Raw genomic sequence first — 16,275 nt, 5'->3', positions numbered from 1 at the left:
CGGCCCGGGCGCCGGCCGGGAACGGGTGCCCCGGCCGGCGCCCCGTCCCTGGTGGCAGTCAGGTCCAGGGCCTACCGTGGCGGTCGAGGACCCGCGCACTCCGACCCGCACGTTCCACCCCGCGCACTCCGACCCGCACATTCCACCCCGTGCACTCCGACCCGGGAGTCCCGACCCGCGACCCCCGGTCCGTGCCACCCGAGAAAGGCCCCGCCGTGACCGCCTCCCCCGTCAGCACCGGCCGCACCGACCTCCGGCCGACCCGCGCGGACCGCGTCCGCCAGGTCCTGGTCACCGTCAGCGAGATCGCGTGCCTGCTGGGCACGCTCGTCGGCATCGGCGTCTTCGGCACCCGGGTCGAGGAGTCGTCCGGCGGCAGCCTCTCCGCGGACGCCACCCTGCTCGCCCCCGCCGGCACGGCGTTCTCGATCTGGTCGGTCATCTACCTGGGGCTGTTCGCCTACACCGTCTGGCAGTGGCTGCCCTCGCGGACGACGGACCCCCGGGCCCGCGCCACCGGCCGGCTCGCGGCGGCGTCCATGCTCCTCAACGCCGGCTGGCTGCTGGTCACCCAGCAGGGCTGGATCTGGGCCAGCGTCGGGGTCATCGTCGCCCTGGTCCTCGTCCTGGGCCTGCTGGTGGTGCGCCTGACCGAGGTCCCCGGCCGGCGCGGCCCGCTCGACCTGATCGTGGTCGACGGCACCTTCGGGCTGTACCTGGGCTGGGTGTCCGTCGCGACGGCGGCCAACGTGGCGGCCGCCCTCGTGTCCTCGGGCGTGTCCCAGGAGGGCCGGGGCGCCGAGTGGATCGGCGTCGTCGTCGTGCTCGTGCTCGCGGCGGTGGTCGCCGCCATCCAGCGGCGGGTCGGCGGGCGCTGGGCCGTGGCCGCCGCCTCCGCGTGGGGGCTGTCCTGGATCGCGGTCGGCCGGGCCACGGACGAGCCGCGGTCCGTGCTCCTGGCCTGGGGCGCGGCCACGGCGGCGGTCCTGGTGGTGCTGGCCACGGCGTACCTCCGCCGCCGTGCCGGTGCCGGCACCGGCGCACAGCATGCCGACCAGCACGAGGCGGAGCGGCGCCGGGCCGGCCGGGCCGTGGACGACCGGGCGGTGGGCGAGCAGCGCTGAGGACCCTGCTCCCGCCGCCGCTTCCCGGCGCGGCCGGTCAGCCGCGCAGCTGCCGGAGCGCCCGCACGGCCGCGTCCCCGTAGCCGCCGCCGAACCGGACGGCGTGCACCAGCAGCGGCGGCAGCTGGTACCACGGCACCCGCTCCTGCCAGCCGGGCGCGAGCGGGTGCTCGGCGTCGTAGGCGGCCAGGCACTCCTCGCCGAAGCCGCCGAACAGCAGCATCATCGCGATGTCGACCTCGCGGTGGCCCCAGTGCGTCGACGGGTCGATCAGCCAGTTCCGGCCCCGGACGTCCACGAGCCGGTTCCCGGCCCACAGGTCGCCGTGCACCAGGGTGGGGGGCTCCGGCGGCCCCGCGAGCTCCTCGGCCCGCGGGGCGAGCTCCTCGAGCAGGTCCGCGGCGTGCGGGGCGATCCGGCCGGCCCCGAGCGCGTCCCGCAGGAGCGGGCGGATCCGCCGGTCGAGCAGGAACGCCGCCCAGTCCTGGGTCGGGGACAGGTCCACCGCGAAGGACCCGATCCGCCCGGGCAGCTCCGGGTCGAGCCCGCCGAAGGCCTTCCCCCGCACCCGGTGCAGCGCCGCGAGCCCGCGCCCGCACTCCACCTCGGTCCCGGACGGGCGCCGGCCCGGGGCCTCGTCGATCCACTCGAGGACGATGCCGTCGTCCGTCCACCGCACGACCTCCGGCACCCCGAGGAACTCCGGCACGTGCTCCCGCAGGGCGTGCAGTCCCGCGACCTCCGCCGCCATCATCCCGGCGGGCGGGTCCGCCATGGTCTTCGCGAACAGGGGCCCCCGCGCCGTCTCCAGGCGGAAGGCCGCCGCGGTGTCGCCGCCGCCCAGCGGGGTGGCCCGTTCCACCCCGAGGCCGTCGAGGAGCTCGTCGGTGAGGTCGTGCGGCAGATCGGCCGCCCGGTCGAAGGTGCTCATGCTGTCCGTCCTGGTCGATGCGTCCTGCTCCGTGCCCGTGCTCCGCGGGGAGACCCTGCCGGCGTCATGCCGGCGTCCGGCCGGTGCCTCGCCGCGTCCCGCCTACGTCTGGAGCCGATCCGTGAGGTCCACGCCGGCCCGTGCCCGCACCACGGCGTCGACGGCGCGGATGAACCCGAGGTGGCTGAACGCCTGGGGGAAGTTCCCGGCGAGCCGCCCGCTGACGGGGTCGAACTCCTCGGCGTAGAGGCCGAGGTCGTTGGCGTAGCCCGCGAGCTGCTCCAGGAGCTCACCGGCGTCCTCCACCCGGCCGCTGCGCGCGTACTGCTCCACGAGCCAGAACGTGCAGATGAGGAAGGGGTACTCGTCGCCCTCCAGACCGTCCAGGCCGGAGGCGGTCCGGTAGCGGTGCACCAGCCCGTGCGCCCCCCGCAGGTCCCGCTCGATCCGGGCCACGGTGCCGAGCATCCGCGGGTCGTCGTAGGCCACGAAGCCCGTGTGCGGCAGCTGCAGCAGCGAGGCGTCCACCTCGGTGTTGTCGTAGGTCTGCGTGAACGTGTTCAGCTCCGTGTCGAAGCCGTGCTCCAGGATCTCGGCGCACAGCCGGTCCCGCAGCTCACGCCACCGCTCCACCGGCCCGGAGAACCCGTGCTCCTCGACGGCGCGCACGCCCTGGTCGAAGGCCGCCCACATCATGGCGCGCCCGTGCACGAAGAACGCGGCGGACCCGCGCATCTCCCAGATCCCGTGGCCGGCCCGGTCGAAGTTGCGCTCGCAGAAGCGCAGCAGGTTCTTCTGCAGCCCCCAGGACCACCGGTCCTCCTCCACGCCGGCGTCCCGGAGGGCGGCGAGCGCGAGCATGACCTCCCCGACGACGTCCGACTGGAACTGGCCCACGGCGCCGTTGCCGATCCGCACCGGAGCCGAGCCCTCGTACCCGCCGAGGTGGCCCAGCTCGCTCTCGGGCAGCCGGCGCTCCCCCGCCAGGCCGTACATGATCTGGACCTGGTCGGGATCCCCGGCCACGGCCCGCAGCAGCCAGTTGCGCCAGAGCAGCGCGCCGTCGGTGAAGTCGTGGGCGACGAGCACCTCGATGGTCAGTGCCGCGTCCCGGAGCCACGTGTAGCGGTAGTCCCAGTTGCGGCTGCCCCCGAACTCCTCGGGCAGGGAGGTGGTGGGGGCCGCGACGATCCCGCCGGTCCCGCGGTGGGTGAGGGCCCGCAGCACGAGCAGCGAGCGCAGGACGGCCTGCTCGTGGCGCTTGTGGGTTCCCACGTGGGAGGACCACTCGGTCCAGAAGGACACCGCGCGGTCGAGGGCGTCGGCGGGGTCCACGGGGGTGGGCAGCCCGTGGTGGGACTCGTGCCAGGTCAGCACCCAGTCGAGGGACTCCCCGGCCGAGAGCCCGAAGCGCCCGCCGAGCCGGTCGGCCACGGCGCCCTCGTCCTCGTCGAGGTCCCCGGGCTGCTCCGGGGCGGCGGCTGGGGCCGCGTCCGGGGCGGCGTCCTCGAGCGGCTCGACGCGGGGGAAGTCCTCGGGGTGCAGCATCGGCCCGGTCAGGAGCAGGGCGTCGGGGCCGGCGATGGAGAGCTGCCCGCAGGTGCCGTTGCCGTCGATGTCGACCCGCCGCGTCCAGGGCACGGCGCGCCCGTAGTCGAAGCGGATCCTCAGGTCGTGCTCCACCTCGACCGTCCCCGAGACGCACTCGACCCGCCGCACGAGGTCGGCGTGGTCGGGGTGGTCGTCGCCGGCGGCCGCCGGGGGCAGGAAGTCGGTCACCACGACGGTCCCGGTGGGGGTGCGCCACGTCGTCTCCAGCACGAAGGTGCGGGGCAGGTAGCGGCGCGACGTGACCACGCCGTCGACGGCGGAGAGCTTCCAGCGTCCGTCCTCGGGCGTGCCCAGCAGGGCCGCGAAGACCGACGGGGAGTCGAAGCGGGGGAAGCACAGCCAGTCGACGCTGCCGTCCCGGGACACGAGCGGCCCCGTGTGCAGGTCGGACAGGAGCGCGTAGTCCTCCAGAGGGGTGGACCGGGGCCGGTTCGCGTCGTCGTTCATCCGCCCATTCAACCAGCCGCGGCCGGGCGTCCGGTCGGCGCAGGCCAGGGGCACGCGAGGCGTCCGCCTGGGACCCCGGGGTACCGTGCTGGCATGACAAGCATCAGGACCCTGATCATCTTCGGCGCCACCGGCGACCTCACGTCCCGCCTGCTCCTGCCGGGCCTGGGCACGCTCCTGAGCTCGGCCCCGGAGCTGCGCATCGACGTGGTCGGCTCCTCGCGGGAACCCGCGGAGGACTGGGCACAGGTCGTGGCCGAGGCCTTCGACTCCGTCGGCGCGAGCGGGCCCGCCGCCGCGCACACCCGGGAGACCGCCCGCTACGTGGCGGGCGACGTCACCGACGCCGGGGACCTCGAACGGCTGCTCGACGACGTCGAGGGCCCCGTCTGCCTGTACTTCGCCCTGCCTCCCGCGGTGACCGCGCAGGCGTGCGAGGTCATGGCCGGGCTGGACCTGCCGGAGGACCTGGTGCTGGCCCTCGAGAAGCCGATCGGCTCCGACACGCGGACCGCGCGGGAGCTGAACCGGCTCGTGGGCCGGCTCGTCCCCGAGGAGCGGACCTTCCGGGTGGACCACTTCCTGGGCATGCCGGCGGTGCTCAACTTCGTGGGGCTGCGCTTCGCCAACCGGCTGCTGGAGCCGCTCATGAGCCGGGAGCACGTGGAGTCCGTGGAGATCGTCTTCGACGAGACCCTGGGCCTGGAGGGCCGCGCGGGCTTCTACGAGGCCACGGGGGCGCTGCGGGACATGATCCAGTCCCACCTGCTGCAGGTCATGGCCCTCGTCATGATGGAACCGCCCTCCTCCTTCGACCAGGTGGAGATCCCCACGCTGACCAGCCACGTGCTGCGGGCCACGAAGCTCTGGCAGGGCGACGCGGCGGGCGCCGCGACCCGGGGCCGCTACACCGCCGGCAGCGTGGACGGCCGTGAGCTGCCCGACTATGCGGCCGAGGACGGAGTGGACCCGGAGCGCGGGACGGAGACGTTCGCGCAGGTGGTCCTCGAGGTCGACACGTGGCGCTGGAACGGCGTGCCCGTCACCCTGCGCTCGGGCAAGGCGATCGGCAACCCCCGCCAGGAGATCGCCATCACGTTCCGCCGCCCGCCGCACGACTACGAGCAGCTGCCCCGCTCGGGGGACGTCGCGCCGGACGTCCTGCGCATGGGCCTCGAGGAGGAGCAGCTGACCCTGGAGCTGAACGTGGGCGGGCCCTTCGACTCCCGGGGCATGACCCGGGTGACGCTCTCGTCCGGGATGGCCAGGCCGGGCCTGACCGCCTACGGCAGCGTGCTGCGGGGCGTCCTCGAGGGCGACCACACCTTCGGCGTCCGCGGGGACGCGGCGGAGCAGGGGTGGCGCATCGTCGACGAGGTGCTGGCCGCCTTCGAGGACGGCCGGGTCCCGCTGCTCGAGTACCCGGCCGGCAGCTCCGGGCCCGTCTGAGCGGCGGCACCGGCCGGACCGCGGCCGGGCGCCGGGCGTCCGCGGGAACGCCCCGGGGCGCCCGGCCGCCCGGCGCCCCGGGGGCTAGAGGTCGCCGATCGCGGAGCCGAGCAGGCGGACCGGCTCGAAGGCCTCCGCGTTGGTGTTCTTCGCCTGCGCCCCGCGGAAGGCGGCCATCCCGCGCACCCGCCCGGGGGTCATGTAGGGCTTGCCGGCCTGGTCCCGGTGGGAGAGCACGGCCTCGACCTTGACGTCGACGTAGCCGTCGATGTCCACGAACACGGACGGGTCGAAGTCGCGGGTCACCGACGGGGACTCGAAGCACAGGATCGAGTGGTGGGCCCGGGCGGCGCGCAGGGTGGCCTGGTGCACCGCGTAGTGGTCCTGGTGCTGGTCGTGGGCCGAGTGGGTGAAGATCACGTCCGGCTCGAACTCCCGGATCGCGGCCTCGATGGCCCGGACCATGTCGTTGGTGACCGTCTCGAGCTTCGTGTCCGGGAACTCGTGCACCCGCAGACCCGTCAGCCCCAGGAACGAGGCGCCGCGCTGGGCCTCGGCCGGTCGCAGCCCGGCGTTGCCTCCGACCTCGCCGGAGCTCATCACCAGGCCGCGGACCTCGTGGCCGGTGTCGACCAGCTTGGCCAGGGTCGCCCCGCAGGCGAGCTCGAGGTCGTCCGGGTGCGCCCCCACGGCCAGCACCTTCCGGCGCTCGACCACGGTGGTGGCGGGGATCCGCCGCTCGGCGATGACGAAGCCGAAGACCCCGGTGGCGACCAGGGTGGCCACCGCGATCGCGTCGCAGACCAGGGTCACGGGCATGATCGTGGCGCACCACAGGTTGAGCACCAGCAGCACCGCGTACACGGCGACGATGGCCTGGCGCAGCGACCTGGCCCCGGCGATGAACCGCTTGTGCCGCGTGTAGGCGGCGTTCGACAGGACGTAGACGAGGACGACGGTGCTCAGCAGAGCACCCACGACGGATGGCAGCATTTTTCCCCCCAGGAATGATCGGCCCGGCCCGGAAGCTCCTTCGCTCCGGGTCGATGACGCCACCGGCCCCCCGACCGGTTCGACGTCCACCCCGCCGCGGTGGTCACCACCGGGTCGGGTATGGATCAGTTTGCATGAGGAAACAGTTTTTTGCATCCGTTAATGGCCGTTCGGACGACCCCACATCCGCCCACATCGGCCGTCGACGCACCTGGCGAACTTTATAGTCAGCCTGCTTTCGTATCGCTCCGTTTCGTGTGAGACTGGGCGGACACCGCTCGAGGAGTTCACCGTTCACGGTGACCACCACAGGAAAGAGGTACGTCCATGATCAGCACGATCCAGAACCTTGGTGTCCGCAGCGAGCACGCCTACGCGGCGGGCTTCGCCTCCATCGGTCTGTCCGTCCTCTCCTGGGCGGCCAGCCTCGGCAAGAGCAAGTCCAAGCCCCAGGCCGACCGCTGGGGCCTGTTCGTGGGCGAGTGGACGCCGACCTTCTTCGCGATCGGCGTCGCGCTGAAGCTCGAGGAGACCTCCTCCAAGAAGTAGGTCCCCGGGACAGCGCGTCCCCGGACACGGCGGCGGCCCCCACCCCTCTGCGGGTGGGGGCCGCCGCCGTGTCCGGGACCGGGCTCAGCGCCCGGCCCGAGGCAGGTCCTTCACGGCAGGGCCCTCGAGCAGGGAGCCGTCGGCCGCGAACCGGGAGCCGTGCAGGGGGCAGTCCCACGAGCGCTCGGCGTCGTTCCAGCGCAGCACGCCGCCCAGGTGCGTGCAGAAGCCGGAGACCTTGCAGGTGGTGCCGTCGACGGTGGACACGGCCACGGGGCGGCCGTGCTCGCGTCCGACGACACCCTGCCCCTCCGCGGGCGTCCCGGCCGGCAGCTCCTTGAGCTCGGCCCTGAGCCAGTCCTTGGGCGCGTTGAGGCCCACCCCCGCGTTGACTCGCAGGGCGGTGAGGATGTCCGACGGCGAGGTCACGCGCCGGCCCAGCGTCTCGGCCCACGGCACGCTGCCGCCGAGGATCTCGGCGTTCAGCGCGATCGCGGCGGCGACGGCGTTGCTCATCCCCCACTTGTTGTAGCCGGTGGCGAGATAGATGTTGCCGCCGCCGCGGGGCAGGGTGCCGATGAAGGGGATGAGGTTGACCGACTCGTAGTCCTGGGCCGCCCACACGTGCGTGCGCTCGGCCCCCGGGAACCAGCGCTGCGTCCAGGACTCGAGGTCGTCCACGGCCGCCTGCGGGGAGGCGGACCGTCCCACCACGTGGTCGTTGCCGCCCACCAGGAGCAGCTCCTCCCCGCCGACCGGCACGGTGCGCAGCGTGCGGGTCGGGCTGTCCGCGGTGATGTACATGCCCTCCGGGACGGACCCCGGCGCCCCGGGGACCCGGTAGGTCAGGGCGTAGGAGCGGTTCGGGGAGAGCTTCGCGAAGTACCCGCCGCGGTCCAGGACCGGGGTGCCCGTGGCGAGCACGAGCCGGTCGGCCCGCACCGGGCCGTGCGAGGTCTGCACCGAGAGGGGTGAGCGGACACCGGCCCCGGTGATCCGGACCCCCTCCACGAGCGTGCCGCCGTGCTCCTTCAGCTCGGCGACGAGGGCGCCGAGCACCTCCATCGGGTGGAACTGGACCTGGTCCGGCATCGTGATGGCCCCGGAGACCTTGAAGGGGAGGCCGGTGTCCCGGGTCCAGTTCATGTGCAGCCCGGCGATGCGGGCGGCCTCGAGCTCCTTGCGCAGCGCGGAGGCGCCCTTCGAGGTCGTGGCGTAGGTGTAGGCGTCGCGGCGCTGGAACGGGACCCCGTGCTCCTCGAGGAACCGGACCAGCCAGTCCATCCCCTCACGGTTCCCGTCCGCGTAGGCACGCAGCACCTCGTCCGACTGGTGCCGGTGGATCTGGGAAAGCGTGGTGCCCTGCAGCAGGGACAGCTTCGCCGTGGTGTTGCCCGTGGTGACGGCCCCGACGGAACGCGCCTCGAGCACGGCGACCCGCTGGCCCGCACGCGCCAGCAGCACCGCGGTGGTCAGCCCGGTCAGCCCGGCACCTGCGACCACCGTGTCGTAGTGCGCGCCGGGGACGAACCGGTCCGTCGCGGTGGACGGCACCTCGTACGTGTCGAGCCATACGGATCTCATGGAGGAACTCCCTCGTGGTCGCTGCTGCCGGAGTGGTCGTTGCGGTCGCACTTTGGTGCCATCCTGTCGGCCATCAGGTGTGAAGTCCACTGTCCATTCCCGGGGAGGACTCCGCGAGCCCGCTGTCGGTGGCGGTTCCTAGACTCGTCCGCATGCCCCCGGAACCGTCCATGGTCGACATCACCCGCATCTACTACGAACCGGCCGCCGCCGAGCTGCCCCGGGGGCGGCAGGTCCTCGAACGGTGGCCGGACGCCACCCTGGTGGAGGTCCCGAGCCACTGGCAGATCCCGGAGCTGCACGGGGACGAGACCAACGCGCGGCGGTGGGTGCGGATCAAGCGCGAGGCCCTGGTGCTGGGGGTCAAGAAGTCGCTGGCGGCGCGGCCCAACGGCCGGTCGGCGGACTTCATCGCGCCGTCCACGGCCAACGGGTGCGCCATGGCGTGCGCCTACTGCTACGTCCCGCGCCGGAAGGGCTACAGCAACCCGGTGACGGTCTTCGCCAACATCGAGCAGATCACCGGCTACCTGGACCGGCACATCGGCCGGCAGGGCACCAAGCCGGAGCCCAACCAGTGCGACCCGGACGCGTGGGTCTACGACCTCGGGGAGAACAGCGACTGCTCGGTGGACGCCCTGCTCAGCGACAACGTGCAGGACCTCGTGGACCTGTTCCGCCGCCACCCCACGGCCAAGGCGTCCTTCGCCACGAAGTACGTCAACCGGGAGCTGCTGGACTGGGACCCGCAGGGACGGACCCGGGTGCGGTTCTCGCTGATGCCGGCGCACCTGGCCAAGCTCACGGACATCCGGACCACGCCGGTGCCGGAGCGGATCGCCGCCATCGACGACTTCGTGGCGGCCGGCTACGAGGTGCACGTGAACTTCTCGCCGGTGATCGTCACGGACACGTGGCTGGAGGACTGGGCCGAGCTCTTCGAGCAGCTCGACGACGGTCTCAGCGCGGCGGCCAAGGACCAGCTGGCCTCGGAGGTCATCTTCCTGACCCACAACGCCCAGCTCCACGAGGTCAACACGCAGTGGCACCCCAAGGCCGAGGAGGTGCTGTGGCGCCCGGATCTCCAGGAGACCAAGCGCTCCCAGAACGGGGCCCTCAACGTGCGGTACCGGTTCCGGGACAAGCAGCGGTACCTGGAGCAGTTCCTGGACCTGCTCCACGAGAAGCTGCCGTACTGCGACGTCCGCTACGCGTTCTGAGCCGGAGCCCGCGGGTCACGCCACCCGGGGGTCGTAGCCGTCCGACGGCCGGGAGACGGTGGTCAGCAGGAACACCGAGTCCTCCAGCGCCTCCACCGAGTGGCGGGAGTCGGTGAGGGACAGCAGCTCCCCTGCCGTGAGCTCCTCGGCGAGCTGGCCGCGCTTGAGCACCCGGACCCGGCCGCGCAGCAGCTGGAGGGTGGCGGCGGGCGGGGAGACGTGCTCGGCGAGCTCCTTGCCGGCGCACAGCGCCATCATCGTCTGCCGCAGCACGCCGTCGTGGACCACGAGCTCCGCGCTGCGCCCGGCGCCGGAGGCACGCGCCTTGGTGAGATTGGCGGTGGCGAGGTCGTCGAGGCGGGTCATGGGTCCTCCTGGTGGCGCGTCAGCGGTGCGGGTTCAGAGCAGCGCGCCCTCGAGGCGCAGCAGGTACTCCTTGCGTTCCATGCCGCCGGCGTAGCCGGTCAGCCGCCCGTTGGCGCCGATGATCCGGTGGCACGGGACCAGCAGGCTGACGGGGTTGCGGCCGTTGGCCGCCCCGACCGCCTGAGCGGCCCGGGGTGCCCCGACGGCGCGGGCCACCTGCCCGTAGGTGCCGGTCGTGCCGTACGGGATCTGCGCGAGGGCGTTCCACACGCGCACCTGGAACGGCGTCCCATGGAGGACGACGTCGGCGTCGAACTCCTGCAGCCGTCCCGCGAAGTACTCGCCGAGCTGCTCGCGGACGTGCGGGAGGAGGCTGTCGTCGCGCGCCCCGAAGGAGGTGGGGAGCGGTCCCTGGCGTGCACCCTCGACGGAGAGAGCCACGAGCGCCCCCGCCTCCTCCACGAGAGCCAGCGGGCCGATGGGCGACTCCACCACGGCGTGACGCCGGACGGTCGCGGTGGTGGGCGCCGGGCTCAGTCTCAGTGCCATGGGCCGATTCTACGCCCGGCCCAGCGGCCTCCGCGGGGCGCGGGCCAGGGTGTAGGACGGTTCCCGCAGCCGGTAGGTCCACCCGTAGTTCTCGGCGCCCGTGGGGACGTTGAGCAGGGGGTCGAACCGTTCGTCGTCCCCGAACGGCGCGCCGGGACCGAGCTCGACCGTCCCGAAGCGCTGCCACGGCCCGAGCGGTGTGGCCCAGTACAGTCCGAGGACCCAGGGCTCGGCGGCGACCGACGCCCGGAAGAGGTCGGGGCGAGCCGGCAGGCGCTCTGTGCGCGGCTCGGGGTGGGCGGCGACCAGCACCGGGCCGCCGAGAGCCCGGTAGGGCATGAAGGAGGCGAATGCGCTGTCCGGCACGTGCCGGTGGAAGGTCGGGACGAAGCGGGAGAACCGCCCCTCGCCGGCGGTCGCGAGGAGGATGTCGGCCCGGCCGTCGCTGCGGCCCTCCATCTGCCCGGAGGGCGGGACGGGGCAGCGCAGGGCGAGGCCCAGGATGTCGGGCCACCCCTGTGGGAAGCCGATCGAGCGGGAGAAACGGGCCCGCACGGGATCCTCCCCGGCTTCGTCGATCCAGTGGATGCCACTGGTACCGCCGCCCGTACGGATCAGGACGCCCTCGAGCCCGACGCCCTCCGAGTGGATGGGCCGCTGGGGCCGGAACTGCTTGAGCAGGACGAACGGCGCCCGGGCGGCGGACCCGAGGAGGGCGCTGATGGGTGGGAACGTCATGACCCCCACGCTACCCGGGCGCGCGCCCTGCTCAGCGGAGTCGGACGCGGATCGGCCCGCGGGCTGTCCGGCCGTCGACCACGCGGCCCTGCTGGGTGATGTCCACGAGCCCGGCGTCGGCCATCCGGTACGCCTCCTGACGCACGTCCTCCATCAGGTCCCGCCAGCCCTCGGCGGCCAGAGCGCGGGCGGCCTCGGAAGGACACACGGTCTTCCCGGACCCGCGGCGGCGGACCAGGTCGAGCAGCACCGAGCGCACCTCGCTGGGCGACGGGGTGGTCACGGGCAGCTCCTCCGTCTCGCCGAGGTCTAGGGTCCAGGGGCCGGGCCCCGCCTCCAGGCTGTCAGAACGGCGGCGGGTCGTCGGCCGGACCAGGCCGAGGAGCGTCGCGCGGGGCACAGGGCGGAGCGGGGACCGCGAGGAAGTACGGTGCGCGCTCCGGGACCGGATGGTGGTGCTCCTGCGGATAGGTCCGGTGGACCTGCCCTGCAGGCGAGGTCCACTCCAGCACCCCGTGGTCGTGCAGTTCAGGGGCCGGGCGCTCGGGGGCCACGTGCTCCACCCGCCACCGGCCCAGCGGACCGTCCTGGTGCTTGAGCAGGTGGTGGTGCCGGCACAGGTGTGCGAGGTTGTCCGCCGAGGTCCGGCCGCCGTCCGCCCAGGCGACGGTGTGGTCGAGGTCGCACCGCGACGCCCGGCGTCGACAGCCCGGGAAGCGGCACGTGCCGTCCCTGGCTCGCAGCCGGTGCTTGAGATCGGCGGGCACGGCATAGGTGCTGCGGTCCCGGTCCAGGACGGTCCCCGTGACGGGATGGGTGAGGATCCGTGACCAGGAGGGCGCGCGTGCCGCGATCCGCTCCGCGAGACCGACCGGGATGGGCCCGTAGCCCTCCAGCTCCGCACAGCGGGGAGTGCGCGGCAGGCCCTCGATGGAACCGGGGGGCACCGTCCCGGCGTTCTCGAGGAGCGCGAGAGCGGGCACGGTGACCGTGATGTGCCCGCGGATGCCGCGAAGACGGTCGGGCAGGTCGGCGGGCTCGCCGTCGAGCAGGAGGTCCACCAGCACCTCGGCGCGCAGCTGGGGCACCGTGCGGCGCTCCGGAGCCCCGACGGTGGGATCCGACGGTCCGCTGTCCGGGGCGCCCGCGGCGGACGACGGGGGCAATGCCGTGGCCAGGACCTGCGCGGGGAGGACCTCGGGCGGGACCGCGGTGACCGCCCGGTCGACCAGCGTGTCGAGGCGGTCCTGGATGGCGTACGCGGTGGCCGCGTCCAGGAGGGCGCACAGCTGCGCCATGCCGTCCTCCCGGGGTTCGACCCACACGCGCCGGTCCCGCAGCGCCAGCCGGTGGCGCTGCTCCTCGGTCTCCCGCAGCAGACCTGCGCGGCGTCGGCGGGCGAGGGCGCGCAGCTGGGCTACGGTGCTGCCAGGGGCCCGGAGGAGCAGCTCGTCGACGATCCGCTGGACGGCCTGGACCGGCGCCCGCCGCTCCGGCGGGAGACCGGCGGCGTCCCACACCAGCTCGCGCCACAGCTCGACGAGCACTCCTGCCTCCCGGAAGCCCACCTGGCCCTGCTCGAGCGCCTCGAGGACCTCGGGCAGGGACTCCGCGAGCAGCACGGCGTCCTCGACACGGCGCAGCGCGGCGCCCACGGGGAGCCGGAGGGCCGGACCGATCTCATCGGCCACGTCCCGCACCGTCTGCTCAGCGGGCTCGAGGGAGTGCGGGCCCAGCCTGTCCGCCTCGGGGCGCATCCAGAGCGCCTCCACCATCCAGCGCTGCTCCCGGGCCTCCTCCTGCAGCTGCCAGAGCCGGTGGAGCAGCCGGTACTGGCGCCCCGCGGCCCGGGCCTCCGCGCGGGACTCCTCGACCAGGGCCCGCACGCCGGCGGAGAACTCCTCGCCGATCTCGGCCAGGTCCGTCTCCTCCCGGAGGACGTCCTCCAGGCTTCGCGGCGGAACGGCGGTCGCGGCCATGGTTCATGGTCCCAGCCGGATCCGACACACTAAGCCGTGACCCGGAGCACCTTTCGAGGGTCCCCGCGTCCCGCCCGGCAGGGCCGGGCGGGACGCGGGGAGTGGCTCAGGCCTGCGCGAACGGGTAGTCCGTGTAGCCCTCGGCGCTCTGCGTGTAGAAGGTCCGCGGGTCCGGCACGTTCTCCGGCAGACCCTCCGCCCAGCGCCGCGCCAGGTCCGGGTTCGCGATCGCCGGGCGCCCGACGACGACGCCGTCCGCCACGCCCTCCTCGATCAGCTGCACGCTCTCCTCGCGGGTGGTCGGGACGTCGCTGAAGCCGCTGTTGGCCAGGAAGGCGCCGCCGAAGCGGGTGCGCAGCCCCTGGACGAACTCCCCCGCCGGCTCCTTGTGCAGCACGGAGAGGTAGGCGAGGCCGAGGTCCCCGATGCCGTCGACGAGAGCGGCGTACGTGGCCCGGACGTCCTCGTGGTCCGTCTCCCAGGCGTCCTGGATGTTGTGCTCGGGCGAGATCCGCAGACCGACCTTCTCCGCACCGACGGCCTCGGCCACGGCCCGGACCAGCTCGACCACGAAGCGGGCGCGGTTCTCGGGGGAGCCGCCGTACTCGTCGGTGCGCTGGTTGGCGCCCGGCGCGAGGAACTCGTGCAGCAGGTAGCCGTTCGCGCCGTGGATCTCCACACCGTCCAGGCCCGCCTCGATCGCGTTGCGAGAGGCCCGGACGAAGGACTCCACCACGCCCGGCAGCTCCTCGGCGGTCAGCGCGTGCGGCACGGGGTAGTCGGCCTTGCCCTGGTAGGTGTGCGTCTTCCCCTCGATCGCGAGAGCACTCGGGGCCACCGGCTGGGAGCCGCCGTTGATGTCCGGGTGCGTGACGCGCCCGGCGTGCATGACCTGCATGAACAGGCGGCCGTCGGCGGCGTGCACGCTCTCGGCCACCCGGCGCCAGCCCTCGACCTGCTCGGGCGTCGCGATGCCGGGCTGGTAGGCGAAGCCCTGCCCCACCACGTCCGGGTACGTGCCCTCGGTGACGATGAGGCCCATCGAGGCGCGCTGGGTGTAGTGCTCCACGTTGAGCTCGCCGGGGACGCCGTCCCGGCCGGAGCGCATCCGGGTGAGCGGCGCCATGACCAGGCGGTTCGGCAGCTCGAGGGAGCCGAGGGTGACGTGGGTGGTCAGGGTGGAGTGCGGCACGGGGAGGCCTTTCATCAGGGAACTGGTTCTTTCCGTGTCAACAGGAGATCCCCCGGAGTTATTTGCACTCCGGCTGTCTCGTTCCTCACAGCTGGTGGGAGATATACCCCCTGGGGTATAGTGGGCCTACGTGTCCTGCCCGGTGCGGCACGAACCTCTCGACCACCGCGAAGGAGAACTGAGCCATGGGCTTTCTCGGCCGACTCTTCGGCAGCACCTACGAGACCGTGGACGTGGCACGCGCCCGGGAGCTCCTGGACGGCGGGGCCGTGCTCGTCGACGTCCGCACCGCCCAGGAGTACCGCGCGGGTCATGCCCCGGCCGCCCGGCACATCCCGCTGGACGCCCTCGGCACCCGGCAGCGCGAGCTGTCCAAGGACCGGCCGGTGGTGACGGTCTGCCGATCCGGCGCCCGCTCGGCGAACGCCGCACGCCGGCTGGCCACGGCCGGCTACCAGGCGGCCAGCCTCCGCGGTGGCATGACGGCCTGGCAGCGCGCCGGCGAGCGCGTGGTGGCGAAGAACGGCCGCCCCGGCACGGTCGCCTGACCCACGCCCCGGGTCCCCGGACTCCTCATCCGCCCTCCCGGCCGGACCGGGCGCGGCCGTAGCCGCGCGGAGTGGCACCCAGCACCGACCGGAACTCCCGGGTGAGGTGGGACTGGTCCGCGAAGCCCAGCTCCGCGGCGAGCGCCCCGAGGTCCGCGGCCGGGTCCGCGCGCATCCGCTCGGCCGCCTCCTGGAGCCGACGACGACGGAGCAGCAGCTGGGGCGGCATCCCCACGAACCGGGCCGCGAGCCGCTGCAGCGAGCGCTCGGACACGTGCAGCTGCCGGGCCAGGCCGGCCGGGCTCCGCGCGACGGTCCCCGCCTCGAGGAGGTCGACCATGCGATTGGCCAGGGCGCCGTCCCGCGCCGCGGACGGGGGCACCCCCGCCGCCAGCGTCCGGACGTGGTCCGCGAGCAGGGACGCCGCCCGCAGATGCCGGCCGGCCGGATCGGCACCAGCGACAGCCCCCGCGGCGGCAGCGCGCAGCCCGGGCGCGCTGACGGACTCCGTTCCGCCGAGCGGATCCGCCGGACGCGCCCGCCGCCCGGCCGGGCCGACCCCCGCCATGGCCTCCGCGACGGCGGAGCGCAGCCCGGGCGCACTGACGGGCGCGGACCCGTCGAGCAGGTCCGCCGGGTGCTCCGTGAACAGCAGGACCCCCGCCGGGCGCAGCAGCGCGCCGACCGCCCAGCCCCGGCCCGTGAGCACCCGGGTGGACGCACGGCTCGTGGGCCCGTGCAGCGCCACCCCGTCCGGTTCGACCACCACGTTGCTCGCCGGATAGCCCAGCACCAGCTGCTCGGCCCGCTCCCCCGCCGGCAGGTCCCACTCGGGGATCCACAGCTGCCGGACGAGGTGGGCGACGTCGTCGGGCGCGGGCAGGCGCACGACCGTGGCGTGCGGTCCCGGGGTGAGGTGGCCCCGCGTGGTGGGCGGCTCGCTCATGGCACGAGCGTAACCACCCGAGGGTGGCGGGAATCTTCAAGACCGGCCG

At 73.8% G+C, this 16,275-nt stretch carries 16 protein-coding genes; 5 read left to right on the top strand and 11 right to left on the bottom strand.

What is annotated here, in order from left to right:
• Nucleotides 1-215 precede the first annotated feature (215 nt).
• On the top strand, nt 216-1,124 hold the full coding sequence (locus tag H488_RS19705) for a tryptophan-rich sensory protein (RefSeq protein ID WP_017831782.1): 909 nt from the start codon (nt 216-218) through the stop codon (nt 1,122-1,124).
• A gap of 37 nt (nt 1,125-1,161) precedes the next feature.
• Here H488_RS19705 and H488_RS19700 read toward each other — a convergent pair whose 3' ends face one another.
• Complete coding sequence (locus tag H488_RS19700; RefSeq protein ID WP_017831781.1) at nt 1,162-2,055, bottom strand: fructosamine kinase family protein; 894 nt, start codon at nt 2,053-2,055, stop codon at nt 1,162-1,164.
• A gap of 102 nt (nt 2,056-2,157) precedes the next feature.
• The gene (locus tag H488_RS19695; RefSeq protein WP_017831780.1) at nt 2,158-4,113 is read right to left on the bottom strand and encodes a glycoside hydrolase family 15 protein; all 1,956 of its coding nucleotides are present in this window, start codon (nt 4,111-4,113) and stop codon (nt 2,158-2,160) included.
• A 93-nt stretch (nt 4,114-4,206) separates the two neighbouring features.
• On the opposite strand from H488_RS19695, the gene H488_RS19690 reads away from it, so the two are divergent.
• Entirely contained in the window at nt 4,207-5,562 is a 1,356-nt protein-coding gene (locus H488_RS19690; RefSeq protein ID WP_017831779.1) for a glucose-6-phosphate dehydrogenase, read from the top strand.
• A gap of 84 nt (nt 5,563-5,646) precedes the next feature.
• Here H488_RS19690 and H488_RS19685 read toward each other — a convergent pair whose 3' ends face one another.
• Nucleotides 5,647-6,540: a PIG-L deacetylase family protein gene (locus tag H488_RS19685; RefSeq protein WP_237740395.1), complete on the bottom strand. Its 894-nt coding sequence runs from the start codon at nt 6,538-6,540 to the stop codon at nt 5,647-5,649.
• 342 nt (nt 6,541-6,882) lie between these two features.
• Here H488_RS19685 and H488_RS19680 point away from each other — a divergent pair, with 342 nt between their 5' ends.
• Nucleotides 6,883-7,104 (top strand): hypothetical protein, encoded by a 222-nt coding sequence (locus H488_RS19680; protein WP_017831777.1) that lies wholly within the window; start codon nt 6,883-6,885, stop codon nt 7,102-7,104.
• 84 nt (nt 7,105-7,188) lie between these two features.
• Here H488_RS19680 and H488_RS19675 read toward each other — a convergent pair whose 3' ends face one another.
• On the bottom strand, nt 7,189-8,688 hold the full coding sequence (locus H488_RS19675; RefSeq protein WP_017831776.1) for an FAD-dependent oxidoreductase: 1,500 nt from the start codon (nt 8,686-8,688) through the stop codon (nt 7,189-7,191).
• Between the two features lie 152 nt (nt 8,689-8,840).
• Here H488_RS19675 and H488_RS19670 point away from each other — a divergent pair, with 152 nt between their 5' ends.
• A complete protein-coding gene (locus tag H488_RS19670; RefSeq protein WP_031282142.1) occupies nt 8,841-9,908 on the top strand; it encodes a spore photoproduct lyase family protein in 1,068 nt (355 codons plus the stop codon).
• Between the two features lie 15 nt (nt 9,909-9,923).
• On the opposite strand, the gene H488_RS19665 is transcribed toward H488_RS19670, so the two are convergent.
• From H488_RS19665 to H488_RS19645, 6 genes are all read right to left on the bottom strand, one after another.
• A complete protein-coding gene (locus H488_RS19665) occupies nt 9,924-10,274 on the bottom strand; it encodes a hypothetical protein (RefSeq protein ID WP_017831774.1) in 351 nt (116 codons plus the stop codon).
• A gap of 33 nt (nt 10,275-10,307) precedes the next feature.
• Nucleotides 10,308-10,823 carry a methylated-DNA--[protein]-cysteine S-methyltransferase gene (locus H488_RS38310; RefSeq protein ID WP_017831773.1) on the bottom strand — a complete coding sequence of 172 codons (516 nt, stop codon included), beginning with the start codon at nt 10,821-10,823 and terminating at the stop codon, nt 10,308-10,310.
• Between the two features lie 9 nt (nt 10,824-10,832).
• Nucleotides 10,833-11,561, bottom strand: coding sequence for a hypothetical protein (locus H488_RS19655; RefSeq protein WP_017831772.1), 729 nt, complete (start codon nt 11,559-11,561; stop codon nt 10,833-10,835).
• A 31-nt stretch (nt 11,562-11,592) separates the two neighbouring features.
• On the bottom strand, nt 11,593-11,844 hold the full coding sequence (locus H488_RS19650) for a DUF3253 domain-containing protein (protein ID WP_017831771.1): 252 nt from the start codon (nt 11,842-11,844) through the stop codon (nt 11,593-11,595).
• A gap of 61 nt (nt 11,845-11,905) precedes the next feature.
• A complete protein-coding gene (locus H488_RS35860) occupies nt 11,906-13,540 on the bottom strand; it encodes an HNH endonuclease signature motif containing protein (RefSeq protein ID WP_017831770.1) in 1,635 nt (544 codons plus the stop codon).
• 106 nt (nt 13,541-13,646) lie between these two features.
• The gene (locus tag H488_RS19645; protein WP_017831769.1) at nt 13,647-14,747 is read right to left on the bottom strand and encodes an alkene reductase; all 1,101 of its coding nucleotides are present in this window, start codon (nt 14,745-14,747) and stop codon (nt 13,647-13,649) included.
• A gap of 170 nt (nt 14,748-14,917) precedes the next feature.
• Between H488_RS19645 and H488_RS19640 the strand changes: the two genes are divergently transcribed.
• The gene (locus H488_RS19640) at nt 14,918-15,280 is read left to right on the top strand and encodes a rhodanese-like domain-containing protein (RefSeq protein ID WP_017831768.1); all 363 of its coding nucleotides are present in this window, start codon (nt 14,918-14,920) and stop codon (nt 15,278-15,280) included.
• 25 nt (nt 15,281-15,305) lie between these two features.
• On the opposite strand, the gene H488_RS19635 is transcribed toward H488_RS19640, so the two are convergent.
• The gene (locus H488_RS19635; RefSeq protein ID WP_017831767.1) at nt 15,306-16,226 is read right to left on the bottom strand and encodes a helix-turn-helix domain-containing protein; all 921 of its coding nucleotides are present in this window, start codon (nt 16,224-16,226) and stop codon (nt 15,306-15,308) included.
• Nucleotides 16,227-16,275: the final 49 nt, after the last annotated feature.

The organism is Kocuria sp. UCD-OTCP (genome assembly GCF_000349605.1).
Classification (GTDB): Bacteria; Actinomycetota; Actinomycetes; order Actinomycetales; family Micrococcaceae; genus Kocuria; species Kocuria rosea.
This window is presented reverse-complemented; position numbering and strand designations above follow the sequence as displayed.

What these genes read in the sequence shown, in the direction of transcription:
- H488_RS19700 (WP_017831781.1), bottom strand. Translation starts at nt 2,055, where the DNA reads ATGAGCACCTTCGACCGGGCGGCCGATCTGCCGCACGACCTCACCGAC.
- H488_RS19695 (WP_017831780.1), bottom strand. Translation starts at nt 4,113, where the DNA reads ATGAACGACGACGCGAACCGGCCCCGGTCCACCCCTCTGGAGGACTAC.
- H488_RS19690 (WP_017831779.1), top strand. Translation starts at nt 4,207, where the DNA reads ATGACAAGCATCAGGACCCTGATCATCTTCGGCGCCACCGGCGACCTC.
- H488_RS19680 (WP_017831777.1), top strand. Translation starts at nt 6,883, where the DNA reads ATGATCAGCACGATCCAGAACCTTGGTGTCCGCAGCGAGCACGCCTAC.
- H488_RS19675 (WP_017831776.1), bottom strand. Translation starts at nt 8,688, where the DNA reads ATGAGATCCGTATGGCTCGACACGTACGAGGTGCCGTCCACCGCGACG.
- H488_RS19670 (WP_031282142.1), top strand. Translation starts at nt 8,841, where the DNA reads ATGCCCCCGGAACCGTCCATGGTCGACATCACCCGCATCTACTACGAA.
- H488_RS19665 (WP_017831774.1), bottom strand. Translation starts at nt 10,274, where the DNA reads ATGACCCGCCTCGACGACCTCGCCACCGCCAATCTCACCAAGGCGCGT.
- H488_RS38310 (WP_017831773.1), bottom strand. Translation starts at nt 10,823, where the DNA reads ATGGCACTGAGACTGAGCCCGGCGCCCACCACCGCGACCGTCCGGCGT.
- H488_RS19655 (WP_017831772.1), bottom strand. Translation starts at nt 11,561, where the DNA reads ATGACGTTCCCACCCATCAGCGCCCTCCTCGGGTCCGCCGCCCGGGCG.
- H488_RS35860 (WP_017831770.1), bottom strand. Translation starts at nt 13,540, where the DNA reads ATGGCCGCGACCGCCGTTCCGCCGCGAAGCCTGGAGGACGTCCTCCGG.
- H488_RS19645 (WP_017831769.1), bottom strand. Translation starts at nt 14,747, where the DNA reads ATGAAAGGCCTCCCCGTGCCGCACTCCACCCTGACCACCCACGTCACC.
- H488_RS19640 (WP_017831768.1), top strand. Translation starts at nt 14,918, where the DNA reads ATGGGCTTTCTCGGCCGACTCTTCGGCAGCACCTACGAGACCGTGGAC.
- H488_RS19635 (WP_017831767.1), bottom strand. Translation starts at nt 16,226, where the DNA reads ATGAGCGAGCCGCCCACCACGCGGGGCCACCTCACCCCGGGACCGCAC.